The organism is Kitasatospora sp. GP30, from assembly GCF_029892145.1.
GTDB classification, from domain to species: Bacteria; Actinomycetota; Actinomycetes; order Streptomycetales; family Streptomycetaceae; genus Kitasatospora; species Kitasatospora acidiphila.
The window spans coordinates 15,409-37,273 of sequence record NZ_JARZAH010000013.1; the positions used below are offsets into that span (position 1 = coordinate 15,409).

Below are 21,865 nucleotides of genomic sequence, written 5' to 3' on the forward strand. Positions count from 1 at the left end.
GTCCGCGCTCGATGTGGTGAGCCGGGTCCCCGTGGGCCCCGAGCGCGGACAGCCGCACGAGTGGGTACCGGCGCGCGGGGGCGCGCGGAGGGTTGCGCGGTGCGGCCGTACTGTCGCGGAAAGTCGTCGATCGGCTACGGGCGGTGTAGCGTGCGCGGTGAGCGGGTCGCCCCCGAACAGAAAAGGGGCGAGCCCGGCGGGTGTTGACGCACCTGGCCGGGCTCTTCACCCATCGAGTGGACGGAACCCACTGAGGATGCTCAGGAATGTTATCGCGCCCGCGCGCGGGTTCACGCAGATCGCCAACTCCCACATCTGGGATGACGATCTCTCAGATTCGGCTTTCCGGCTGCTGGTTCGGGCGTTGGCGCTGTCGGAGGCGGCGGCGCGGAAGACGACGGTGACGGAGCTGGCCGCTGGGTTGACGGGTGGTCGGATCACGGCGGACCGGGCGCGGCGGCAGTTGGCGAAGAAGGGGCTGCTGCACACCACGAAGTGGCGCAACCCGGCCGGTCAGGTGCGGTCGGAGTCGCTGGTGTCGAGCGTGCCGCTGCGGGCGGAGGAGGCGGAGCGGATCTTCGCCGAGCGGCGGGGAGTTGGCGGACTTGGCGGAGTTGGTGGAGTCGACGGCCGACCGGGTGCCGGATCACGAAAGGTCGGGCGGGCCGACGTTCCGTCACCCGGCACCGTCCTCCCTACGGGAGAAACACTGGGGGAGAAGACGTCTTCCCCCCTCCCGGTCCCGCCGGGTCCGGATGGGCGCCTGGAGGCTGCCGGGCAGCTGCTGCTGACGCTGCGTCGGCTCGACGAGCGCCTGGTACTCGGGTCCCGTGAGGCGGCTCGCTTGGCGCCGCTGGCCGCCGAGTGGCTGGCCAGGGGCGTCAGTTCGGCGGGCCTGCGACATGCGCTGACGGCAGGGCTGCCACCGCAGGTGAAGTGCCCGGCGGCGCTGCTGCGCACCCGGCTGCTGGAGAAGATGCCCGACCACGAGACGGACCGCCTGCCGGTGACGCTGGCGATCTGCGGCGACTGCGAGCGCCCGTTCCGCGTCGTCGCGGGCGAGGCGCGGTGCGCGAGCTGCCGCAGCGCGGCACCGGTGCAGCCACTGCAGCCCGAACCGGAGCGCCTGGGCTGGCGGGAGCGCGTGCGGCTGGCCGCTGCCGGGCGCTGCTAGCCCGCCAGCTCGGCCAGCCACGGTTGACCCGGGTGGATGCGCTCCAGTCACCCGCTGAGGACGTCGCGCCGTGCCCGGCTCAGCAGTGGCAGCACACCGTCGATTGCCTCCCGTGGAACAAGTCCAGCGCCCAGCCTGCTGCGACACACCAGCTCGTACTGACCCCGCGCAACCGCTCCACGACCTGTTCCGGCCGCCATGCGTCAGCCCATCGGGCCTTCGTGCTGGACGAACGCCAGCAGGTCGGCGTTGAGCTGTCGGCGGTGCGACAGGTGGAGCATGTGAGAGGCGTTGCGGTAGACCACGAGCCTGCTGCCGGGGATCAGGTCGGCCGAGCGGCGTCCGCAGATCTCCAAGGGAGCGAAGGCGTCGCTGTCTCCGTGGACGACCAGCGTCGGAACCCTGATCGCGCGCAGGTCGGCTCGGAAGTCGGCCACCAGATTGACGGCCGTGCAGTCGACCGCCGCCTTGAGCGACACGGCCATCCAGTCCTGGATGGTCCGGTCCTTCTCCACCTGCGGTATCGAGCAGTCGGGCAGCCCGTCGCCGAAGGCCAGCGCGGCGTTCTCCGCCACCCACTGGCCGTAGCCGACCCGGAGACGGTCGAGCAGCGCTGCCGCCACGGTGGGTTCGACATCCAGGTGCGGGAGGGTCGAACCCACGAGCGCGATACGGGAGATGCGCTGGTCACCGTGTCTGCTGAGGTACCGCACCACCTCGCCGCCGCCCATCGAGTGCCCGACCAACGTGACGTCGGTGAGGTCCAACTCGGCCAGCAGGGCGGCCAGATCGTCGGCCAGGGTGTCGAACTCGTAGCCGGTGCCCGGGTCGTCTGATCGCCCGTGCCCCCGGCGGTCGTAGGCGATCGCGCGATGACCGTGCTCGACCAGGTGCTGCATCTGGTGCTGCCACATCTGACTGCTCATCAGCATGCTGTGGACGAAGACGACCGGGCGTCCGGTGCCCCAGTCCCGGTAGAACAGCTGGGTGCCGTCCGGGGTGCGGATGGTAGGCATGATCGGCGTCCTCTCTGCCATCTCTGGCGGCCGGGGTGGCCGCGGACGCAACGATGGGCGGTGCTGCCGTGGCAGGGTCAAGTCCGGCTGCCCGCAGGACTCTCCCGCTACCGGAGACTGCATCACCCGCACGCGTCAGGCGTGCCGAACGGCCCGTAGCAGGTAGTCGCTCGCCGACAGGGCGGCCAGGGCGAGGAGGAAGGCGGCGAGCGGGCCGAGGGAGACCGGGGCGAAGCAGAGCACCAGCAGGAAGCCGAGGGTGCCCGCGGCGGAGGTCAGCGCGCCGCGCATCATCTCCTGAGCGGCCGGCGCTCCGGCCGTGCGGTGCACGGATGTCCCCATGACGGACAACAGCACCGGCAGCGCGGACAGTACGCCTCCGACGAAGGAGCCCAGTGCGCTGGCGGCGGCCAGGGCCGTCACGACCGTTGCGCCCGCCAGCGCCATCCGTACCGGTATCTCCCACCTCCGGGTACGGCTCGGCGGCGGGCAACTCGGCCCGGTGGCAGGCCAGGTGAGCAACCCGGCGCTGATGACGGCGACGGTCAGCCCGGCGGTCAGCCAGACGCTCCCGCAACTCGCCCCGACCAGCCCCGCCACGGCCGCCCACGCCAGGGTGAGCACCAGCGTCCACGCCGGGCGGCGGGCCGGGGCGAGGCGCGCGTACGCGAGGCAGAAGCACGCCACGACCAACGTCCCCGTGACGGTGCCGTGCGCGGCCGCGGCGGTCTTTGCGGCGCCGGAGCCCAGCCACGTCAGGGCGAGGAACGGCCCGGTGCTCGTCGGCGCGCCGAGCAACTGCCCACCCCGGCGCGGCCCCAGCCGGCGGGCGACCACGGAGGCGAGCAACACGAGCGACGGGGCGAGGGCGACGCGGACCAGTAGCAGTTCCATGGCTGCGATTCTTGCGCTGGTCGGGCCGACTTTGTCTCGGATCTAACGGGCACGGGTAGGTTGGTGATGAGGGAAAGTCGATGGCTGGTGAGATCTGCCGAGTATTCATAGCATGGGTGCCGTGGACCGTATCGATCGAGAAATTCTCGCCCTCCTGCTGCAGGACGGCCGGGCGACCTACCAGGAGCTGGGGCGCCAGGTCCGGCTGTCGGCGAACACGGTGGCCGACCGGGTGCGCCGGCTGCAGGCCGCCGGCATCATCAAGGGCTACCGGGCCGAGCTGAACCTGGAGGCGTTCGGCCGGGGCATGCAGATGATCAGCGACATCCGCTTGGGCGAGCGGGTGGACCGCCACGCCTTCGAGCGCCAACTCGCCGACGTGCTACAGGTGATCAGCGCGATGCGCCTGACCGGCGACTACGACTTCCAGCTCCGCGTGGTGTGCGCGGACGCGCGCGAGTTCGAGAGCGTCATCGACCGCCTCAAGGCCGAGTTGGGCGTGCGGGAGCTACGCAGCCGCCTCGTGCTGCACGAGGTGTCGCTGGGGCTTGAGCGGGTTCTGGAAGGCTGACTTCAGCAGCGGCGGGGTGACCCGTCAGGGCCAGCTGCCCGGACAGCTGGCAACCGGCCAGGCGGGGTTCAGTGTTGAACGGCGAGGTGGAGGAAGGCGGAGCTGCGCCCGGGCTTCTGCTGTCTCGGGAGGCCAGCGGCGGCAGCCAGTCTGGCTGGAGGCGCCGGTTGCAGGCTCATCTAGCCCAATTACGAACCAGACATTGGAGCACGTACCGCCATCTCAGGCCGACTGGCGCTTTCGGTGAGCCGGCATTCAGTGGGAAGTGGCCTGCCACAGGCGTACGGTGTGGTCCGTGTCGGCGGTGGCGAGGGTTTTGCCGTCGGGGCTGTACGCCATGTCTGCGACGGTACCGCCCTGTGCGGGGAGTGTGGCGCTGGTCGTGCGGTTGGCCACGTCCCAGAGTGTGACGGTGCCGTCTTCGTGAGCGGCGGCGAGCGTCTTGCCGTCGGGACTGAATGCCAGTGCTGTGACGGAGCCTGTAAGGGCTGGGCCCAGAACGGCGATGGTCGTGCGGTTGACCACGTCCCAGAGTTCGGCAGTGCCCTCGAGGCTGGCGGTGGCGACGTATCGGACGGTGGGACTGAACGCCACATCTATGACGGTACTGACCTGGGTCGGGGTGAGCGTGGCGATGGTCGTGCGGTTGGCCACGTCCCAGAGTGTGACGGTGCCGTCCTTGTGGGCGGTGGTGAGGGTTTTGCCGTCGGGGCTGAATGCCAGAGCGGTGACTACCTGCTCCTGTACGGGGAGTGTGGCGCTGATCGTCTGGTTGGCCACGTCCCAGAGTTCGAGGGTGCCAGGGCTGGCGGCGGTTGCGAGGGTTTTGCCGTCGGGGCTGTACGCGATGTTTGTGACGGTACCGGCCTGTGCGGGGAGTGTGGCGCTGATCGTGTGGCGGTCCACGTCCCAGAGTTTGACGGTGCCACCGCTGGTGGCAGCAAGGGTTTTGCCGTCGGGGCTGTACGCGATGTTTGTGACGGTACCGGCCTGTGCGGGGAGTGTGGCGCTGATCGTGTGGCGGTCCACGTCCCAGAGTTTGACGGTGCCACCGCTGGTGGCAGCAGCGAGGGTTCTGCCGTCGGGGCTGAAGACAACCTTCTGGAAGTCAGAAGCGTCGCTGAGGGTCGTTGCAGGCCTGATGGTCGGGCTTGGCGTGCCTGGCGAGCCGGTTTGCGTCGTAGTCCGTTGGCTGAGGATAAGGCCGAGAGGCATGGCGAGCAGCAGGGCGACGCTGAGGACGGCGAAGGCGAGGGGGAGTTTTCCGTCCGAAACCCTGCGCTTGTGCTTTGCGGGAGCGGTCTGCTCGCTTCGATCGGAGAGAGGGGCGGCCGGTGGCAACGCGGGCAGCGGCACGTCCAGCAGTGAGGAGAGATACCGACGCCACAGAGGGTAGCCGTGCCACAGGCGGGGCTCGGGTGTCGGGCGGGCCCTGCTGGTGCGCGAGCGCGATTGAGGTCCAGAGAAGCTCGTCCTCATTCGGAGATCTCCCCCTCCCGAAGTGAGGACTGCTTCCCACCCGCTGTGGACACGCGAGGTGAAAACCCCAGCAGTACGTCGGCGGTGTCAGCCGTCGGACTTGGCACCACTGCGCGTGTGCCCGGATCTTCGAGGATGGTCTGCCCGGAGAGCAGCTGTTGGACGCTCTTGGAGGTCGAGAACTGCCGCAGTAGTGCCGGAGCTGATGCACCTGCGGCAATCGCCGCGAATGCACCGGTCACTTGGCTGTGAAGGACGAAGCCGGCGCTGGCCCCGAGCAGGATCCGACTCAGCGCGACGAGGGAGTCCGCCAACGGGTCGACGTACCGGGTGATATGCGGCATGCGGCGTCGGCCGACCCGCCTCACCTGGCGTCGCTCGATCTGCCAGTCGGTCAGGTGGCCGAAGACGGTGACGATCTCGACCACAGAGCCACCGATTGCCCCGTAGCCGACTGCGGCTAACCAGTCCATTCGTCCTGCCCTGTTTGGTGTGGCTGTCGCTCAGTCAAGAGCTCTACTATCCACCGTCAAAGGGGCTGCGGGGGTGGAATCCCGGCTCTGACAGTTGTTCAGCAACCGAGGCTCGGTCCAGACGGCGCCTCGAAATTACGGATCTGGCCAAGAACTTGTGATCGGCATACTCAGCATGCAGGGCGTGGGCGCTGCTTGGGCTGCCCCCGACCTGCGGGCGACCAGCCGTCGGGCGAGGCGTTGGCCTGGGTGGGCACGCTACTCCTCGATCTCCGTGCGGTACACGCGCAGGCCCCGGCGCTGGTAGTTGAGGAGTGCGCTTGGGTGGTCGTTGGAGTTGGTGTGCAGCCACACCCTGCGAATGGCCTCCGCCTCCAATGATTCGCTTGCCCAGGCCTGTTGCAGCGCCAGCGTCAGGGCATGCCCGCCGAGCCCCTGGCCGACGTAATCGGGTAGGAGGCCGAAGGTGCGGATCTCCACGTCCCCACCGGGCTGGGGCTCCAGCGCGGCGATCCCGGCCGCCTCGCCCGCCAGTGTGATCAGCCAGTACTGGCCGTGCGGGTGCGATCGCGCCAACTCCTGCCACTCCTGGTCGGAGCGGGTCGAACTGCGCCATCCGTAGGCCGCGCCGACCCGCGCCTGCACCGAGCACGCCAGCAGCGAGAGCCCTTCCTCGCGCCGAAGTTGCAGCGCAGGCACGACCCGACCGGCCCTCAGCTCTCCGAGATCGGTCATCTCCAGATAGGTGACAGTCTTTCCCATCCCGCCACGCTACCGGGGGCCACCAACACCGGTCGCTACCGGCTGCTCCGGGCAGGCCCCGGCCGTGGCGTCGGGGAGATCCAGGGGAAGCACCGATGTATGGACCACCGCCGCGATACGGAGAATCCGGGTTGACCCGTCAAGGCCGGCTGCCCGGACAGCTGGCAACCGGACGGGCGGGGTTCAGTGTTGAACGGCGAGTTGGAGGAAGGCGGACCAGGCGGCGGGGGTGAGGGTGAGGGCGGGGCCGTGCTGGTCCTTGGAGTCGCGGACGTGGACGGTGGCGGGGGTCCTGGCGACCTCCACGCAGTCGCCGCCCTCGTTGCTGCTGTGGCTGCTCTTGAACCAGGCGAGTTCGGTGGGGCTCATCGTTCTCCCAGCATCTTCTGAATCAGAGTCGTGGACTCGGACGGGGTGAGCGCCTGAGCCCGGAGGAGGCCGTACTGTGAGGCCAGAATACGGACCTCCTCCGTCACCGTGCAGAGGCGACTGATGTTCTGCGCCTCCAGGTAGCCGACCTGCGCCCGGCCCTTCGGGGTGAGGAGAGTGAACGGTCCGCCCATGCCTGCGTGTTCGGTGCGCTCCATCGGCATGACCTGGAGCGATACGTTGCGCTGGCGGCCGATGCGGATCAGCTGCTCAAGTTGTCCGTGGTGTACGTCCCAGCCGCCGATCGGTCGGCGTAGGACGGCCTCCTCGAGAATCCAGCTGAAATCGGGGAACGGCCACTTGGCCAGGATCGCCTGGCGGGCCAGCCGGGCCATCACCCGTTCCTCGATGGTCTGTTCGGCCAGCAGCGGCCGTCGCATGTCGTACAGGGCCCGCGCGTGCTGCTCGGTCTGGAGGAGACCGGGGATGAAGTGCGAGCTGTACTGGTGGAACTCGACCGCCTCCGACTCCAGCCGGACGTAGTCCCGGAACCATGCCGGATGCCGGACTCTAGCCCGCGACTTCGCCGCCTCCAAGTCCGGCTTCAGCGCCAGCAGCAACCCGCCGGCGTCCAGCACTTTGTCCACGATCTCCAGCATGTCCGGGTGCAGGGTGCGTCGGCCACGCTCCAGGGAGGAGACCTGGTCCTCGCCGTAGCCGATCAGCAGGCCGAACTCCTTCTGCGTCAACCCCTTGCGCTCGCGCAGGAGTTTGATCATCTTGCCGATGGCGCGGAAGAAGTCGGCCGCACCCTCGGAGTCTTCGGGCGCCTCCGGCCGCTTCTCCTCGCCCGGCTCGGCGGACTGCACTCCGTTGCGCTGCCCAGTAATCGTCATCGTGACCACCGTCCCTGACGCACGATCAATTCGGTTACGACCGCCCACCCGGACAGGCCTGCACTGCGCGTTCGTACGCTTACGGTGAGTACCGCCGGTCGCCCTGGTCAGCGTACGCGCAAGTCGCCACGCTAAAAGACATGACGACCGATTTCACTCTTGCGGACCAGCCCGATCCCATGTCGCAGGTCAAGTGGCAGCTCCCAGCCACCCCACTCGGCGCTCGCCGAGCCCGGCTGAACGCCGTCCAACAGGTGTGCGCCTGGGGCTGGAAGCCCGAATCGCAGCTCGTCGAGTGCGTCACGCTGATCGTCGCCGAGCTCGCCTCGAACGCCGTCACGCACGGCCGACGTCGCGGCCTCGGCTTCCAACTCCGGCTCTCCCTAGACCCGTTCGCCGGCCTGCCGAAGCTGCTGCGGATCGAAGTGACCGACCCCCGGGGCGAGCGCCTGCCCCGCCAGCAGTCGGGCGATCCGTCGGGTGACGGCGAGTCGGGGCGCGGCCTGCTGATCGTGGACACGCTCGCGGACCGCTGGGGGACGGTGCCGTACCCGCCGTACGGCAAGACGCTCTGGTGCGAGCTGGACCTCGGGGGTTGAGCGCTCCTCCGCGCACGGCCGGCCAGACCGATCAGGAATGGAGAAGCACCGGCTGCCGATCCCCAACTAGCGTGATGGCCATGGCAATCATCGAATCCATCACCCTCGACGTGGCCGACACCATGGCCGCCGGTAACTTCTACGCCACCGCCTTCGGCCTGGACAGTCAGGTGCGCCTGCGGGCCTCGGAGGCACCGACGACCGGCTTCCGCGGTTTCGCGCTCGCGCTGACGGTGTCTCAGCCGGCCGACGTCAACGGCTTCATCGACGCCGCCCTCGATGCCGGCGCCACCACGCTCAAGCCCGCCGCGAAGTCGCTCTGGGGCTACGGCGGTGTCGTGCAGACCTCGGACGGCTCGATCTGGAAGATCGCCACCTCGGCGAAGAAGGACACCGGCCCGGCTACCCGGCAGATCGACGACATGGTGCTCCTGCTGGGCGTCGAGGACGTCGCCGCGACCAAGCGGTTCTACGCCGAGCGGGGCTTCACCGTGACGAGGAGCTTCGGCAGCCGGTACGTCGAATTCGCCACCGGGTCGGTCAAGTTGGCGCTGTACCGGCGTCGTGCCCTCGCCAAGGAGGTCGGCGTCGCTCCCGATGGCTCCGGCTCGCACCGGCTGGTGATCGGCACTGCCGGCGAGCCCTTCACCGACCCGGACGGCTTCGCCTGGGATGTCACCGCATCGTTGGCAGCCGCGGTCTGATCCGCCGGACTCGTCCACACCTGAGATCGTCGATCACGAACGGGGAAACGTCCATGAGCAGCAGCGATAGCGGCAAGCACGAGGGGTTCACGGCCGAGGAGCGGGCCGCGATGAAGGACCACGCCCAGGAACTGAAGACGGCCGCTCGCCGCAGCTCGCGTGCGGAGAAGGCGGCGGAGGCGGAGCGGGACGTGCTCGCGAAGATCGCTGAGATGCAGGACTCGGACCGGATCCTGGCCGAGCGCGTCCATGCCGTCATCACCGCCGGCACCCCGGCCCTCGCGCCGAAGCTCTGGTACGGGATGCCCTCCTACGCGCTGGACGGGAAGATTGTCTGTTTCTTCCAGAGCGCGGAGAAGTTCAAGGCACGCTATGCGACGCTCGGGTTCAGTGACCAGGCGAAGCTGGACGAGGGCCCGATGTGGGCGGCCGGTTTCGCCCTGACCCAGGTGACACCAGAGGTGGAGGAGCGGATCGCCGAGCTGGTGAAGCGGGCGGTGGGCTGAGGACTTGGTGGAGCGGCGGGCGCGAGCAGCAGCTGCCCCGCCGCGGACGAGTGCTCAGGCGCCCCGGAACGATGGGCAATTGCCGAGCCGGGCACGGTGCGAGGGTGTTCAGGTCTGCCGGAGCAGATCCTGAGCACCCTCATCGCTTTGGGTAGCCGTCGGTTCAGACAACGGGCGGAAACGCGAGAGGGGCCAACGAAATGCGGCGGTCGTTCGTGGGAGTCGATGGAACGTAAAGAAGGAAGAGGTGAGGGGTGAACTGGCATGACGTTGCAGGCGAGCTCTTGCAGGCCAGGGGATCCGCGTTGAAGCCGTACGGATACCTGCTGTGCGGCGACCGCACGGAAGCCGACGACCTGGTGCAGGAGGCGCTGGTCCGGGTGCTCGCCCAGCCGCGGCGGAGTTGGGACGTCGCGTCCGCGGAGCCCTACGTACGTCGCGTCATGCTCAACCGCTACCTCGACCAGCACCGTCGCCGGGCTCGCTGGACGAGCCTGCTCCCGCGCCTGGCGACGCCCACCTCGACGGGCGACTTCACCGCCGGCAGCGGGAACCGGCTGGACGTCGTCGACGCGCTCGACGCGCTCTCCCCACGCCAACGGGCGTGCGTGGTCCTGCGTTTCTACGAGGACCTGCCGGTGGCCGAAGTGGCCGACCGGCTGGGTTGCAGCGCGGGGACGGTCAAGCGGCACCTGAGTGAGGCCGTCGCAAGGCTCGGCAAGGTCTTGGTGCTCACCAATCTCGATGGGGATGGACATGGCGAATGAGCTGAACACCGTCAAGCAGCTGCTGCTCGACACAGCAGAGCAAGCCGGGCCACTCGATGTGAGCCTGGCGGACGTCACCACGCGCGTCAGAAGGCGTCGGCGGGTGCGCACCAGCGCACTTGGGCTCGTGGCCGGCTGCCTCGCGGCCGGCGCGGTGATGGCGGTCCAGGTCGCTGATGGATCGTCATCCCGTCCGATGGTCACCTCGGTGTCGGCGCAGCCGGCCGCCGCCCCGCCCACGGGACCGACCTGTGTTGCCACGTCCGCTCCCGCGTCCGCTGCCACGTCCGCTCCCGCGTCCGTTGCGGCGTCCGGTGCCGCGCCGCCGCCGATCGAGCTCAGCCCGGATACGCGATCCTGTCAGTACGTCGGGCTGACGCTGGAGGCCGCCCGTGCGCAGGCGGCCAAGGAGCATCGGGAACTGCAGATCATCAGCCAGGACGGGGTGAGCTCCGGGCCGTTCACCTTTGAGTTCCGGACCTTCAGGGTGCGTGTCACGGTGGTCAATGACCGCGTGACGTCTGCGTTCATCGGCTGACGGTGTCGGGGGTGGGCGGCTGCGGGGCGGCGTGGGTGCGGCTGGCGGGGGTAGGGGCTACACCCCCGCGGGTCGGACGACCACGGTGATGGGGCCGACCTCCCCGAAGTAGGCGCCCTCGCCTCCGTAGGCGTTGTGGAAGGACCTCGCAAGGTCCGCCACGGTGTACATCGCGGCGTTGGCGGCACCCTGCGCCGGCGGGTTGCCGTTGTCGGACCAGACCTCCAGGGTGACGCAGTCCTGGCCGTCGCGGGCCACCACGGCGGCGGCGTGGAACTGGCTCATCTCCGTGCCGTTCGGCTTGGTCGCGACGATCACGAAGGCCTCGCCGGGCTGCGGGTTGGCCGCCTCGTTGCGGGCGCCGGCGAAGGCACGCGCCTGCCGTCGGTTGGACGAGTCCGACTGGCCGAACGCCTCGGTAACGACGTTGCCACGCTTGGTGATGTCGATGTTGCTGTACTCGCCCTCGCCCCAGCCGAGTTGTCCCACCCGGTTGTTGATGATCTCCTCGGCGGCGTGCAGGCAGTCGAGCAGGATGGGGCCACCGAGCCAGTACCGGTTGTACGTCCGCTCGTTGATCTGCATCTGCTGGTTCCTTGATTGCAGTGCGGTGGCGAGCTGGCCGGCCGGTACGTCGTCGCGGACCCAGACGCTTTGCGCGTCGGGCTGGATGACGAAGCTCCCGTTCTGGGAGATCTGAACCTTGCCGAGCGTCGGATCCTGAGCGGTGGTGTAGCGCTGGACGACCTCGCCGCCGGTCGCCGTCGTTCCGGTGGCTCGGCGGGCCTCGTCCTCGTGCGTCTCCTCGGAGGAGGTGAGTTGACGCTGCATCACCCGCGTCGCGTTCGCCTCGGCCGCTCGTTCGAACCGGTCGGCGGGGTCGGAGATCCGCAGCCCGTCACCGCTGTCGGTACCGGCGACCGGTCCTTGCCGCTGCTGGATGACGTGGGTGAGTTCATGGGCGAGGGTGTGCTTGTCGGCTCCGCCGTCCCCGATGACGATGTGGTTGCCGCTGGTGTAGGCCCGTGCGCCCACCTCGGCAGCGGAAGCGCGGGCCGAACTCCCCGTGTGGATACGGACATCGGAGAAGTCCGCGCCGAGCCGCGCCTCCATCTCGGTGCGCAGCGGCTCGTCCAGCGGCTGCCCGGACGAGCGCAGGACACCGTGCACCGCGGACCGCTGCACAGCCGGTGCGTCGCCGCGGCGCTGCTCCTCGATCATCCGTGCCACCGCCGCGTTCCCAGCGCTGCGCTGCAGGGCCGCGACCGCCTGCGGGGACAACTCCCCACCGGCAGACCGCACTTCTGCGGCATCCTGGCTCAGCGTGTGCGGCTGGCGTCGTTGGCTGGGGCTCTTCTCCGGCTGTTCCTTGGCATGCATGTCCGCCTCTTCCTCCAGGCTGCTTGCTCGTTCTACGGGAGCGGGGGCCTGCCGAGAAGGTACGGAGGGGCAGGGGCAGGGGCACGATCGGCTGCCCGAGGGCACGGCCGTTGGTACAAGGGGCAGTTGGCGGACCGGCGGGGTGGTCAGTGCTGGGTACGGCCGACCGCATGCCGGTTGCGCAGGATGGTGATCGTATTGCGGCACCAGTCGCGGTTGCCCTGTTCGAAGGCGAGGCCGCGCAGGCAGGTGAGGTACGGGCCGATGTGCTCGCCGTGGCGCAGGAACTCCGCTTCCGTACGCTCCCCGCGCATGGTCCGCAGCAGCTCCTCGAACAGCTCCACCTTGGCCTGGGCGGCGGTGGCGCGTTCGTCCAGCTGGGCGATCAGCGTCCCGGTGTCGACGCGGTCGGCGGCCTGGACCTTGACCAGCAGGTCGTCGCGGATGACGGAGGGCTTGGCGGAGGCGGCGGTGAACCGCTCAAGCTCGCCCAGGCCGGTGTCCGTCACCCGGAACACCCGCTTGTTGGGCCGGTTCTCCTGGACGACCTCGCGCCCGCTGATCAGTCCGTCCTTCTCCAGTCGGGTCAACTCGGCGTAGAGCTGCTGCGGTTGGGCGTACCAGAAGTTCGCCACGCCGATGTCGAACGCCTTGGCCAGCTGATAGCCGCTGATCTCTCCGTCGAGCAGCGCGGCGAGCACGGCGTGCCGTAGCGCCATGGGGGGTGGCCTCCTTCGCCGGTGCCTCTGGTGCGGGTTGTGGTGGCCATGGTACTCATAAAAGTGAGTAGTCATTTTGATGAGTAGCTGCTCTGTTGAGCGGCTTTGATGAGTAGCTCTGTTGAGCAGGGAGGGCATGGAGCATGAACGCCACCGCAGACCGCTTCCGCGCAGCCGTCGACAACCGGGACCTCGCCGCACTGGACGACCTGTTCACCGACGACATCCGCTTCTACAGCCCCGTGAAGTTCACCCCGTTCGAGGGCAAACCGCTGGTCCTGGGGCTCTTCGGAGTCCTGCTGCGCACATTCGAGGACTTCCGGTACGTGGGCCGCTACGACGGGAGCGCACAGACCAGCGGGGACGGGACCAAGGCCCCGTCGGCGGTGCTGCTCTTCCGAGCGGTGGTGGGCGGCAAGGAGATCCACGGGGTCGACCTGCTGCACTTCGGCGAGGACGGCCGGATCAAGGAGTTCACCGTGATGGTCCGCCCGCAGTCGGCCGTCCATGCGCTGGGGGAGGCGGTGCTCGCGGGGTTGGTGGCGGACGGGGTGGTGGCGGGGTAGGGGGTGTCGCGGCGCGCCGTGGGCTGGCTATCTGAAGTAGTTCAGATAGCCTGGGCTCATGGCTGTCCAGGCCTTCTCCTACAGCGCCTTTCTGCGTGGCCCTTCTCAGGTGCTGCCCTCGCTCGACGACGCCGACGTGATACTGGAGCGTCGGGACGAGGAGAACCTCGTTCTGATGCGGGCCGAGCGCTTCGACGCCACGGCGTCCGGTCTGCGTATCGCGGCCCGTTCGCTGGCGATCCTCGCCCGCCGGGATCGCGGCTTGGCGGAGGAAGTGCTCGCCGAGGAACTGCCATGGCTGCACTGGTTGTCCGAGACCGAGCGGACCAGCTGTGTTCGGGAACTGCTCGCTGACCTGGTCGCTGGCGCCGATACCGGCCTGCTGCTGCCATTCGCTCGGAACCTCGCATCATGGCGGGCCACGGCCGAGGTGTGGTCCGACCCGCAGCTGGCCCACGAGTTGCAGGGCCCCTTCCCAGGTGACGGCCCCGAGCTTCATCGCCCTGACCCTGGAGGTACGGCGTGACCGGGCGAGGGTAGGAGCTCGCGCGGCCCCGGCCGTGGACAGTGCGAGCTGCTGATCGTCAGGCGTTCGTGGGATGGCAGCAACTGCTCAAGCAGGTGCCGGACAACCTCGACCGAGCCTGGGTCGCTATGACGGGTGAGCCGCGCCATGTCGACCAGCGGCAGCACCCGTTGAAGGGCGCGCTCGGCACCGTGAAGCTCGGCGGTGCGGTGCTTGATCAGTGGCAGTACGAGGTGACCGGCGGCGGTCGCATCTGGTACGCCGTCGATGATGAACGACGGATCCTGTGGATTACGCGAGTTGGCAGCGGGCACCCGAAGCGGACTGAGACCCGCGGCCACCGCTGAGGAAGGGGAGTCTGGGCGGGGGTTGGAGCACCTGGCCGGGTTCCTCCTTTGCGTCCGCGCTGATTCAGAGGAAGTCGTCGGTGCGCAGCTCGAAGGCGAAGGGTTCGGGGAGGGGGAGCGGCTTGCCGAAGGCGACGCTCTGGGACTCGGTGTAGTCGTCGCCCTCGGGGGTGGAGAAGAGCGTGATCCGGGACTCGTCGCGGTCGATCAGGAGGTAGAGCGGGATCCCGGCGAGCGCGTAGCAGTGGCGCTTGGCGATGCGGTCCTGGAGGGGCTTGCTGGAGGTGACTTCGACGACCATGGTCACGCCGGCGGGGTCCATCCAGGGCGGGCCGCCGCGGAAGAGGCGCCGTTCGAGGGGGACGATGGTGGCGTCGGGGATGGCGTAGTTCCTGGGACGGTGCTCACCGCCGGGGAGCAGTAGGCCCTTGCTGCCGGATGCCAGCATGTCCGTGGCGGATTCTCGCGCGACCTGGCACAGGAACCGGCTGAGGCAGTGCTCGTGGTGGCCGTCCGGGGGTGACGACACGATGACCTCTCCCTCGATGAGTTCGGCTCGGAGGCCCTCTGGGGTGATGAGGTCGAGGAACACCTCCTCCAGGATCTCGTTCTGCGAAACCGTTGCCTAGTCGGGGAGTTCATGCGTCATGGTGATCATCATGCACCGTGATGGAGCGATCACATGGCGGAGCGGGGCGTGAATGGCTGAAGCCCGGCGCACGTCGTGCGCCGGGCTTCTGCTCACTGCCGGGCTGGGGTCAGTCCGCCGTGGCGATCAGGGGGTCGAGGCGGATGTCGGGCTTGGCGCGCTGGAAGGCGTTGAGGTGCCACTTGTCGGCGAAGAGGGCGAGGAGGGCCTCGTCGGAGCGGCGGGTGAGGACCTCGGCGTCGGTGAGGCGGGCCTTTGCGAGCTCGGCCTGGCCTTCGGCGTCGGTGACGCGGGCCAGGCGGTAGGAGAGGCGGTCCAGGGTGATGGGGGACGAGAACTCGTGCTCCATGCGGTGCAGGACGACGTCGAACTGCATCGGGCCGACAGCCGCCATCACCGGGGCCTGGTCGCCGCGGCGGTCGGAGACCAGCACCTGGACCACGCCCTCCTCGTCCAGCTGGGAGACGCCGCGGCGGAACTGCTTGGAGCGGGAGATGTCCTTGGGGCGGGCCACCGCGAAGTACTCGGGGGCGAAGGCCGGCAGCGGCGGGAAGGTCGCCTTGCGGCCGGTGTAGAGGGTGTCGCCCACGCGCAGGGCGCTGGCGTTGATCAGGCCGACCACGTCGCCGGGGTAGGCGGTGTCGACCACGGTGCGCTCGGCGCCGAAGACGGTGGAGGCGTACTTGGTGGCGAAGGAGCGGCCGCTGGCGGCCCGGGTGACGTTCATGCCGCGCTCGAAGACGCCGGAGCAGACCCGGACGAAGGCGATCCGGTCGCGGTGCGCCGGGTCCATGTTCGCCTGGATCTTGAAGACCACGCCGGAGAAGTCGTCGGTCACCTCGCGCACGCCGGCCTCCGCCAGCGGGCGGGCGCTGGGTGCGGGGGCCAGCTCCACCACCGCGTCGAGCAGCAGCTTGACGCCGATGTTGGTGAGGGCGGCGCCGAAGAAGACCGGCGTGATCTTGCCCTCCTGGAAGGCGTCCTGGTCGTAGCCGGGCCCGGAGCTGAGCGCCAGCTCCAGCTCCTCCAGGGCGGTCTCCCAGAGCTCGCCCTCCTGCTCGGCGGCCTCGGCGGCGGAGAGGGTCTCCTCCAGCGCGACGTGGGTGCCGCTCGGCACCTTGGTGTAGCGCAGCATCAGGTCGGTGTCCGAGGCCTGCACGATGCCGCGGAAGTTGCCCGCCGGGCCGACCGGCCAGACCTGCGGGACCGGGGTGATGCCGAGGATGTTCTCGATGTCGTCCAGCAGGGCCAGCGACTCGCGGCCGCGGCGGTCCCACTTGTTGATGAAGGTGATCACCGGGACGCCGCGGTGCCGGCAGACCGCGAACAGCTTGCGGGTCTGCTCCTCCAGACCCTTGGCCGCGTCGACCAGCATGATCGCGCAGTCGACGGCGGAGAGCACCCGGTAGGTGTCCTCGGAGAAGTCGGCGTGCCCGGGGGTGTCGACCAGGTTCATCACCTGCTCGCGGTAGCCGAACTGCAGCGCGGCGGAGGTGACGGAGATGCCGCGCTCGCGCTCCAGCTCCATCCAGTCGCTGGTGACGCCGCGCCGGTCGCCCTTGCCGTGGACGGCGCCGGCCGAGTTGATCGCCCGGGCGTGCAGCGCCAGGGCCTCGGTCAGCGTGGACTTACCGGCGTCGGGGTGGGAGATCACGGCGAAGGTCCGCCGGCGGCCGGCCTCATCGATGACCTGCGCGGTGGTGATGGACTGCGGCTGGCTCACTTCTCACTGACCTCGGGTCGCCGGACGGGCACAAGCAACCAATGCTACCGGGTGCCTAGAGGAGTGCGGCCGCCGGTTTCACCATGCCCCGGGCGGTCTGGGCGTCGACGTAGTGGCCGAGGGCCGTCATGACCCACTCGCCGGAGTGCTGGCGGATCAGCTTGCACAGCACCACGCCGGTGGCCGGCTCGGCGGTGGTCAGGTCGTAGCGGACCAGTTCCTCGCCGGTGACGGCGTCCAGCAGGCGGCAGTAGGCGTTCTGGACGTCGGTGAAGCGCTGGCCGGAGAACGAGTTGACCACGAAGACCAGCCCGCACACCTCGGGCGGCAGGCCGTCAAGGTGCACGTCGATGGCCTCGTCGTCGCCACCGCCGCGACCGGTCAGGTTGTCGCCGGTGTGCTGGATCGCGCCGTTGAAGACGTTCAGTTTCATGAACCAGGCGGTCTCCAGGCGCTCCCGCTGGGCGTCGAAGGCGATGCAGGAGGCGTCCAGGTCGATGTTGCGGCCCCGGCGGGCGGGCTGCCAGCCCAGCGCCATCCGGACCGAGCTGAGCACCGGGCCGCCGTTCTTGACCAGCGACACCGAGTCGCCCTTGACCAGGCTGACCCGGCCCTTGTCCAGGGTCACCCGGGGCGGCGCGGCGGGCTGCGGGGGTGCGTCGGGCGCCGCCGGCGGGGCGTAGGCGGGCATCGGCGGCGTGGCACTGGCCGGTTCGTCGACGGTGACGCCGAAGTCGGTGGCGATGCCGGCCAGGCCCTCGGCGTAGCCCTGGCCGACGGCGCGGATCTTCCACTCCGTGCCGCGCCGGTAGAGCTCCACGACCACCAGGGCCTTCTCCTGGGTCAGCCGGGGCGGGGTGAAGCTGGTCAGCACCTGGCCGGTGTCGGCGTCCCGCACGGTGGCGGTCGGCTCGGCACCGCCGAAGACGGCCGCCGGGTCGTCCAGGCTGGCGGCCACCACGACCTTGGCGATGTCGGCGGGGATCGCCCAGGTGTCCACCGTGATGGCGCCCGGGATCGCGCCGGTGGCCGGGCGGTGGCTGACGCCCGAGCGGTGCGGGGCGTTGTAGTAGATCAGGTCGGCATCGGAGCGAACCTTGCCGGCAGCGGTGACCAGCAGTCCCGAGACGTCGAGCCGTTGAGGGGCCGTCACCTCCACGGTCACCCGGACGGCGGCCAGCGGGGCGTTGGCCCCAGGGGTCAGCGTCTCGGTCACGTGATCCTCCTCGGCTCTGCGGCGTCCGGTCCGGCGGCTTGTGGCCTGGTGACCTGTGACCTGGGGCACGACGGTGTACGGCTGGTGGCACAGCGTCATCTGGCGTGGACTCAGAGCCCAAGGAGCGCACGGTAGATGTACGCGAGCCCCTCGATGCGCCGGTCCACGCCCAGCCTAACCAAGTGGGTCGGCGAAAGGGATCACGGTTTTGCCGCGGCGATGATCACGGTTGTGCGGCGACGGCGGTCGCGGTGGCGGTCACCGTTGTGTGGCGACGGCGGTCAAGGTTTTGCCGCGGCGAACCCTCCGTGCGCGGCCACCGCCTGCGGGGACCGCAGGGCGAAGCCGGAGGCGGTCCAGCGGCCGGTCGCGTCGCCGACGCCCGGGGTGGCCGAGCGGGCGCCCTGCACGGTGAAGGTGTAGGTACCGGGCAGCACGTCCTCACCGGGCGGCGGCGCGAACCGGTAGACCACCGTGTCGCCCTGCTGGAGCAGCGTCACCCGGGCGCCCGGCAGGGTGCTCCAGGTCATCGCGCCCGCCGTGGCGTCCGTGCGGGGCAGGCGCAGCTCGGTCTCCATGGCGGCCAGCGGCTCGGTGACGGTCAGGGTGACGGTGTGCCGCTGGCCGAGGCCCGCGGAGGCCACCGTGCCGCCCCAGCCGGCGAGGCTCGGCGCCGGCACCGGGTAGGCGGGGGTGCCGTAGCGGGAGGTGCCGGGGGCGGGCTGGGGTGCTGGGACGGCGGGGGTTGCGGGCGCCGAGGTTGTCGGTGTGGTGGGTGCGGTCGGCGATCCGGGCAGGCCGGCGCCGGGGTGGAACTCGTCCGCGTGCCCGGGGCCGCCCACGAGGCCGGGCGTCATGCCGGGCGTGATGCCGGGGGTCATGCCGGGCGTCCCCGGCGTCAGGCCGGCCGGATACGGGGGCCGGGGCTGCTGGGTGCTCTGCGTCGGGCTCGCCGCCGCCGCCGCCGCGGGATCGGCCGCCGTCGAGGCGCCGGGCACCGGAGTCGACGGGACGCCGGCGGCGGGCCCGGTCGCGATGCCGCCGCTCGGCGGGCTCGCCGGTGCGGACACCGGTGCCCGGTCGGCCAGTTGACCACCCGGGCCGGGCGTCGTCGAGGTCGACGCGCCGCCGCCCGCCGAGGTGGGCCCGGCAGCAGCGCCGGCGGCGGGCGGGGTGGCCCCGGGCTTGACGATCCGGTCGTTCCGGGCGGTGACGGTGGCGCCGGAGCTCAGCGGGGTGGTGCTGCTTGCGGAGCCCGCGGCCGGGGCGGTGCCGCCGGCCAGCTGGGACGGTGGGGTCGAGGCGCCGGGGATGCCGCCGTCGGTGGGCGTGGCGCCCACGGTGGACATCCGGGGGCCGTAGCCGACCCGCTGCTGGGCGGTGATCAGCCAGGTGGTGGCGATGCTGATGCCGACCACGGTGGACATCGCCATCGCGGCACCGGAGACCTTGATCGCGGGCAGCCGCAGTTGGCCACCGAGCGGCTTGGGCCGGCTGTGCCGACCGTGCGTCAGCGTCTGCGTCAGCCCCTCGCCGGTCGACAGCTCCGCCGCGGGGGCGCTCTCCCGGTGCGTCACCGGATCCCTCTCCTCCCCAGCCGGCCTTCCCGGTCGGCTGCCGCTGCCCCACTCGGCCCGGGCAGGCACTCGCTCGTCGGCGGACCGCAATGCCACCGGTCCACGCCATCTCGACAGGCTGACGAGAGTACCAGCGCGGCGTCGCTGCGTAACCGGCGGTGGGTTACGTACGGGGTGTCGAGGTGGGTTCAGAAGTCGGCGGGTTCGGCCGAATGGGCTAGGGAAGTCCACAAACTGACGAACCGTCTGTTGGATCGATCCGAACGGCGGCGCCAGCGGGCCGCATGGGGACGGCGTCTGCGGGCCGTGCGGAAGAGGTCCCCGCTGCAACCCCTTGCAACCTTTGCCAGCCGCCGTACGGCCGGGCCAGGCTGAGCCGTTCCCTCTCGCTCCGGAGAAGCAGCCATGCCGCGCGATCCACTGTCCGCCAGCAGCCAATCCCCGCACCCGGTCGGGCAAGGGGCCCGACCGCAGTCACCGCCTCGCTCGGCGCTGCCGGTGGAGGAGGTGCTGACCCTGCGCATCGCGCTGGGTCGCGACCGGGTGGGCACCGTGCCGACCCGGTTCCGCTACGAACCCGAGCGCCCCTACGAGGTCCTGGTCACCTTCCACCTCGGGCGACCGGACGAGGTGGACTGGGTGTTCTCCCGTGAACTGCTCCGCGACGGCCTGCGCGGGCTCACCGGCCAGGGCGATGTGCGGCTCTGGCCCGCGCACTGCCCGTGCCACGGCGCCACCCTTCACCTGGCCCTCGAATCGCCGTACGGCAGCGCCCTGTTGGAGGCCTCCGCACCCCGGGTGCGGGATTGGCTGGAGCGCACCTATGCCGAGGTTCCGGAGGGCGCCGAGCCGGATGCCAGTCCGACCGACGCGCAGCTGAGCGCACTGCTCATCGGCGACCCGGACTGACGTCCAGCGACGACTGGCGTCCACCGGCCGCTGACGTCCACCTCACCGCTGACGCACCGTCAGGCCGAGCCGAGCCGCCGGGGTCCGGGAATCGCCGGGCTCACCGGCTCGGCGGGGTCGGGGCGCACCGTGCGGCAGCCTGGCAGCAGCACCGAGCCGCCGTCCAGCAGCGCCCGCAGCCGCCGGATCCCGGGCGCCGAGGAGGCCGGTAGCAACTGGTAGGCGTCGTACGGGCGGACCACCTCCACCTGCACCGACTCGGCGAACCGGTACGGCCGGTGCTTCAGCAGCCCACCCAGGTAGCGGCGCAGCCGGGAGAGTTCGGCCCGTACCGTGACGGCCCTGCTCGGGTCGCCGAACAGCCCCTCGGCCAGCTGTGTGGCGGTCCGGCCGGCCTGGTGGGTGGCGAGCAGCAGCAGCAGTTCCGCGTGGCGCGGGCTGAGCGGGTGCGACCAGTTGCCGACGCCGCCGCGGACCGCAATGGTGGGGTGGTCGGCGCTGCTCAGATCGAGTACCAGCCGGGCGCCCAGCACCTGTTCGGAGACCGCCTCGGCCGAGTCGGAGAGCGGCCGGACCAGCCAGCCGTCGGCCAGCGGCTCCACCGCGCACTCGCCCAGCGAGGGCAGCCAGTGCACCGAGGTCGAGCCCCAGCCGTCGGCCGGCAGCCGCAGCCGGTTGATCGGGCCGGCCAGGCCGGTGGCGGCGGCCGTCCAGCCGTCCCGGTCGACCACCAGGGCCGGGCCTGAGGCCTGGGCGAGCATCGGTTCGGCGACCATGCGCAGCCGGTGCAGCGACTCCAACTGGGCGGCCCGCAGCTCGGTTTCGGCCAGCCGGGCGGCGGTCACGGCGAGCGCCAGCAGCTGCGGGTGGACGCCGCGCGCCGGGCCGCTGAGGTCGACCACCCCGGTGACCCGGCCGGTGCGCGGGTCGCGCACCGGTGCGCCGACGCAGGTCCAGGCGTGCTGGTTGTGCAGGTAGTGCTCGGTGGACTGGACCCGCAGCGGCCGGCCGGTGCGGGCGACCGTGCCGATTCCGTTGGTGCCGACCGACTCCTCGGCCCAGTGGCCGCCGGTCATGAAGCCGATCAGGTCGGCGCTGCGCCGCAGTTGGGGCGGGCTCTCGTGCCACAGCAGGGTGCCGGCGGAGTCCGAGACGGCGAGGATCAGCGGCAGGTCGCAGACCGGGTCGAGCAGGGTGGAGCGCAGCGCGGGCATCACCCGGTCCAGACCGCTGGCCCGGCGCCGGTGCTCGATCTCGGCCGGCCCGAGGTGCTGCGGGTCGCGGCCACGCCCCGGGTCGAGTCCGAGCCGGCGCAGCCGCTCCCAGGAGTCGCCGATCTCGGGGCGGAGCGGCCGGCTCGGCCGCTCGCCGTTCGCCCACTGCTCAAGGGTCTCGTCGGTGGGCGGTTTCACCGGGACGGCGGGGTGCCCGGCGCCGTCGTCGCTCCGCTCCGAGCGCGCGATCTTCCGCATGGTGACTGCTCCCGTTGCCGCATCACCGGTCTG

25 protein-coding genes are annotated in these 21,865 nt (G+C 70.4%); 11 read left to right on the forward strand and 14 right to left on the reverse strand.

Going from position 1 to position 21,865, the window contains the following annotated elements; translation table 11 throughout:
* Window positions 1-256 precede the first annotated feature (256 nt).
* Window positions 257-1,174 carry a hypothetical protein gene (locus P3T35_RS19920; protein WP_101382724.1) on the forward strand — a complete coding sequence of 306 codons (918 nt, stop codon included), beginning with the start codon at window positions 257-259 and terminating at the stop codon, window positions 1,172-1,174.
* Between the two features lie 203 nt (window positions 1,175-1,377).
* Here the strand turns inward: P3T35_RS19920 and P3T35_RS19925 are convergent, their stop codons facing one another.
* Window positions 1,378-2,190, reverse strand: coding sequence for an alpha/beta hydrolase (locus P3T35_RS19925; RefSeq protein WP_101382725.1), 813 nt, complete (start codon window positions 2,188-2,190; stop codon window positions 1,378-1,380).
* A 135-nt stretch (window positions 2,191-2,325) separates the two neighbouring features.
* On the reverse strand, window positions 2,326-3,084 hold the full coding sequence (locus P3T35_RS19930; RefSeq protein ID WP_101382726.1) for a hypothetical protein: 759 nt from the start codon (window positions 3,082-3,084) through the stop codon (window positions 2,326-2,328).
* Window positions 3,085-3,205: 121 nt separating this feature from the next.
* On the opposite strand from P3T35_RS19930, the gene P3T35_RS19935 reads away from it, so the two are divergent.
* A complete protein-coding gene (locus tag P3T35_RS19935; protein ID WP_101385338.1) occupies window positions 3,206-3,655 on the forward strand; it encodes an Lrp/AsnC family transcriptional regulator in 450 nt (149 codons plus the stop codon).
* 255 nt (window positions 3,656-3,910) lie between these two features.
* On the opposite strand, the gene P3T35_RS19940 is transcribed toward P3T35_RS19935, so the two are convergent.
* The 5 genes from P3T35_RS19940 to P3T35_RS19960 form a co-directional block, all read right to left on the reverse strand.
* The gene (locus P3T35_RS19940; RefSeq protein WP_180356630.1) at window positions 3,911-5,011 is read right to left on the reverse strand and encodes a WD40 repeat domain-containing protein; all 1,101 of its coding nucleotides are present in this window, start codon (window positions 5,009-5,011) and stop codon (window positions 3,911-3,913) included.
* Between the two features lie 119 nt (window positions 5,012-5,130).
* The gene (locus tag P3T35_RS19945; RefSeq protein WP_143676925.1) at window positions 5,131-5,562 is read right to left on the reverse strand and encodes a hypothetical protein; all 432 of its coding nucleotides are present in this window, start codon (window positions 5,560-5,562) and stop codon (window positions 5,131-5,133) included.
* Window positions 5,563-5,865: 303 nt separating this feature from the next.
* The gene (locus P3T35_RS19950; protein ID WP_101382729.1) at window positions 5,866-6,369 is read right to left on the reverse strand and encodes a GNAT family N-acetyltransferase; all 504 of its coding nucleotides are present in this window, start codon (window positions 6,367-6,369) and stop codon (window positions 5,866-5,868) included.
* Window positions 6,370-6,552: 183 nt separating this feature from the next.
* A complete protein-coding gene (locus P3T35_RS19955) occupies window positions 6,553-6,738 on the reverse strand; it encodes a DUF397 domain-containing protein (protein ID WP_101382730.1) in 186 nt (61 codons plus the stop codon).
* Window positions 6,735-7,634: a helix-turn-helix transcriptional regulator gene (locus tag P3T35_RS19960; protein ID WP_101385339.1), complete on the reverse strand. Its 900-nt coding sequence runs from the start codon at window positions 7,632-7,634 to the stop codon at window positions 6,735-6,737. The genes P3T35_RS19955 and P3T35_RS19960 overlap by 4 nt, the downstream gene beginning before the upstream one ends.
* A 140-nt stretch (window positions 7,635-7,774) precedes the next feature.
* On the opposite strand from P3T35_RS19960, the gene P3T35_RS19965 reads away from it, so the two are divergent.
* From P3T35_RS19965 to P3T35_RS19985, 5 genes are all read left to right on the forward strand, one after another.
* Window positions 7,775-8,233 (forward strand): ATP-binding protein, encoded by a 459-nt coding sequence (locus P3T35_RS19965; protein WP_101382731.1) that lies wholly within the window; start codon window positions 7,775-7,777, stop codon window positions 8,231-8,233.
* An 80-nt stretch (window positions 8,234-8,313) separates the two neighbouring features.
* The gene (locus P3T35_RS19970; RefSeq protein ID WP_101385340.1) at window positions 8,314-8,937 is read left to right on the forward strand and encodes a glyoxalase; all 624 of its coding nucleotides are present in this window, start codon (window positions 8,314-8,316) and stop codon (window positions 8,935-8,937) included.
* Window positions 8,938-8,990: 53 nt separating this feature from the next.
* Window positions 8,991-9,443 (forward strand): DUF1801 domain-containing protein, encoded by a 453-nt coding sequence (locus tag P3T35_RS19975; RefSeq protein WP_101382732.1) that lies wholly within the window; start codon window positions 8,991-8,993, stop codon window positions 9,441-9,443.
* A 254-nt stretch (window positions 9,444-9,697) separates the two neighbouring features.
* Window positions 9,698-10,210: a SigE family RNA polymerase sigma factor gene (locus P3T35_RS19980; protein ID WP_101382733.1), complete on the forward strand. Its 513-nt coding sequence runs from the start codon at window positions 9,698-9,700 to the stop codon at window positions 10,208-10,210.
* Entirely contained in the window at window positions 10,200-10,748 is a 549-nt protein-coding gene (locus P3T35_RS19985) for a hypothetical protein (RefSeq protein ID WP_180356631.1), read from the forward strand. Before P3T35_RS19980 ends, P3T35_RS19985 begins: the two co-directional genes overlap by 11 nt.
* A 57-nt stretch (window positions 10,749-10,805) precedes the next feature.
* On the opposite strand, the gene P3T35_RS19990 is transcribed toward P3T35_RS19985, so the two are convergent.
* Together P3T35_RS19990 and P3T35_RS19995 are read right to left on the reverse strand one after the other, a co-directional pair.
* The gene (locus P3T35_RS19990; protein ID WP_101382735.1) at window positions 10,806-12,128 is read right to left on the reverse strand and encodes a DUF4157 domain-containing protein; all 1,323 of its coding nucleotides are present in this window, start codon (window positions 12,126-12,128) and stop codon (window positions 10,806-10,808) included.
* 146 nt (window positions 12,129-12,274) lie between these two features.
* Window positions 12,275-12,847 (reverse strand): PadR family transcriptional regulator, encoded by a 573-nt coding sequence (locus tag P3T35_RS19995; protein WP_101382736.1) that lies wholly within the window; start codon window positions 12,845-12,847, stop codon window positions 12,275-12,277.
* A 143-nt stretch (window positions 12,848-12,990) separates the two neighbouring features.
* Between P3T35_RS19995 and P3T35_RS20000 the strand changes: the two genes are divergently transcribed.
* The 3 genes from P3T35_RS20000 to P3T35_RS20010 all read left to right on the forward strand — a co-directional run bounded on the left by P3T35_RS20000 (window position 12,991) and on the right by P3T35_RS20010 (window position 14,286).
* Window positions 12,991-13,413, forward strand: coding sequence for a nuclear transport factor 2 family protein (locus P3T35_RS20000; protein ID WP_101382737.1), 423 nt, complete (start codon window positions 12,991-12,993; stop codon window positions 13,411-13,413).
* A gap of 58 nt (window positions 13,414-13,471) precedes the next feature.
* Window positions 13,472-13,939, forward strand: a complete 468-nt coding sequence (locus P3T35_RS20005; protein WP_101382738.1) for a hypothetical protein — start codon at window positions 13,472-13,474, stop codon at window positions 13,937-13,939.
* Window positions 13,940-14,007: 68 nt separating this feature from the next.
* Entirely contained in the window at window positions 14,008-14,286 is a 279-nt protein-coding gene (locus P3T35_RS20010; RefSeq protein ID WP_280707077.1) for a hypothetical protein, read from the forward strand.
* Window positions 14,287-14,350: 64 nt separating this feature from the next.
* Here P3T35_RS20010 and P3T35_RS20015 read toward each other — a convergent pair whose 3' ends face one another.
* The 4 genes from P3T35_RS20015 to P3T35_RS20030 all read right to left on the reverse strand — a co-directional run bounded on the left by P3T35_RS20015 (window position 14,351) and on the right by P3T35_RS20030 (window position 19,451).
* Complete coding sequence (locus P3T35_RS20015) at window positions 14,351-14,878, reverse strand: Uma2 family endonuclease (protein WP_280707079.1); 528 nt, start codon at window positions 14,876-14,878, stop codon at window positions 14,351-14,353.
* A gap of 166 nt (window positions 14,879-15,044) precedes the next feature.
* A complete protein-coding gene (locus P3T35_RS20020) occupies window positions 15,045-16,658 on the reverse strand; it encodes a peptide chain release factor 3 (protein ID WP_280707084.1) in 1,614 nt (537 codons plus the stop codon).
* A gap of 55 nt (window positions 16,659-16,713) precedes the next feature.
* Entirely contained in the window at window positions 16,714-17,862 is a 1,149-nt protein-coding gene (locus P3T35_RS20025; RefSeq protein ID WP_101385342.1) for a TerD family protein, read from the reverse strand.
* 293 nt (window positions 17,863-18,155) lie between these two features.
* A complete protein-coding gene (locus tag P3T35_RS20030; RefSeq protein WP_101382741.1) occupies window positions 18,156-19,451 on the reverse strand; it encodes a hypothetical protein in 1,296 nt (431 codons plus the stop codon).
* Between the two features lie 405 nt (window positions 19,452-19,856).
* Between P3T35_RS20030 and P3T35_RS20035 the strand changes: the two genes are divergently transcribed.
* Window positions 19,857-20,360, forward strand: a complete 504-nt coding sequence (locus P3T35_RS20035) for an SsgA family sporulation/cell division regulator (protein ID WP_101382742.1) — start codon at window positions 19,857-19,859, stop codon at window positions 20,358-20,360.
* A 59-nt stretch (window positions 20,361-20,419) separates the two neighbouring features.
* On the opposite strand, the gene P3T35_RS20040 is transcribed toward P3T35_RS20035, so the two are convergent.
* Window positions 20,420-21,832, reverse strand: coding sequence for a GAF domain-containing protein (locus tag P3T35_RS20040; RefSeq protein WP_101382743.1), 1,413 nt, complete (start codon window positions 21,830-21,832; stop codon window positions 20,420-20,422).
* Between the last annotated feature and the right edge of the window lie 33 nt (window positions 21,833-21,865).

Bases quoted from the DNA above. Each gene is read 5' to 3' on its own strand.
- P3T35_RS19920 (WP_101382724.1), top strand. From the start codon at position 257: ATGCTCAGGAATGTTATCGCGCCCGCGCGCGGGTTCACGCAGATCGCC.
- P3T35_RS19925 (WP_101382725.1), bottom strand. From the start codon at position 2,190: ATGCCTACCATCCGCACCCCGGACGGCACCCAGCTGTTCTACCGGGAC.
- P3T35_RS19930 (WP_101382726.1), bottom strand. From the start codon at position 3,084: ATGGAACTGCTACTGGTCCGCGTCGCCCTCGCCCCGTCGCTCGTGTTG.
- P3T35_RS19950 (WP_101382729.1), bottom strand. From the start codon at position 6,369: ATGGGAAAGACTGTCACCTATCTGGAGATGACCGATCTCGGAGAGCTG.
- P3T35_RS19955 (WP_101382730.1), bottom strand. From the start codon at position 6,738: ATGAGCCCCACCGAACTCGCCTGGTTCAAGAGCAGCCACAGCAGCAAC.
- P3T35_RS19960 (WP_101385339.1), bottom strand. From the start codon at position 7,634: ATGACGATTACTGGGCAGCGCAACGGAGTGCAGTCCGCCGAGCCGGGC.
- P3T35_RS19965 (WP_101382731.1), top strand. From the start codon at position 7,775: ATGACGACCGATTTCACTCTTGCGGACCAGCCCGATCCCATGTCGCAG.
- P3T35_RS19970 (WP_101385340.1), top strand. From the start codon at position 8,314: ATGGCAATCATCGAATCCATCACCCTCGACGTGGCCGACACCATGGCC.
- P3T35_RS19975 (WP_101382732.1), top strand. From the start codon at position 8,991: ATGAGCAGCAGCGATAGCGGCAAGCACGAGGGGTTCACGGCCGAGGAG.
- P3T35_RS19985 (WP_180356631.1), top strand. From the start codon at position 10,200: ATGGCGAATGAGCTGAACACCGTCAAGCAGCTGCTGCTCGACACAGCA.
- P3T35_RS19990 (WP_101382735.1), bottom strand. From the start codon at position 12,128: ATGCATGCCAAGGAACAGCCGGAGAAGAGCCCCAGCCAACGACGCCAG.
- P3T35_RS19995 (WP_101382736.1), bottom strand. From the start codon at position 12,847: ATGGCGCTACGGCACGCCGTGCTCGCCGCGCTGCTCGACGGAGAGATC.
- P3T35_RS20000 (WP_101382737.1), top strand. From the start codon at position 12,991: ATGAACGCCACCGCAGACCGCTTCCGCGCAGCCGTCGACAACCGGGAC.
- P3T35_RS20005 (WP_101382738.1), top strand. From the start codon at position 13,472: ATGGCTGTCCAGGCCTTCTCCTACAGCGCCTTTCTGCGTGGCCCTTCT.
- P3T35_RS20035 (WP_101382742.1), top strand. From the start codon at position 19,857: ATGCCGCGCGATCCACTGTCCGCCAGCAGCCAATCCCCGCACCCGGTC.
- P3T35_RS20040 (WP_101382743.1), bottom strand. From the start codon at position 21,832: ATGCGGAAGATCGCGCGCTCGGAGCGGAGCGACGACGGCGCCGGGCAC.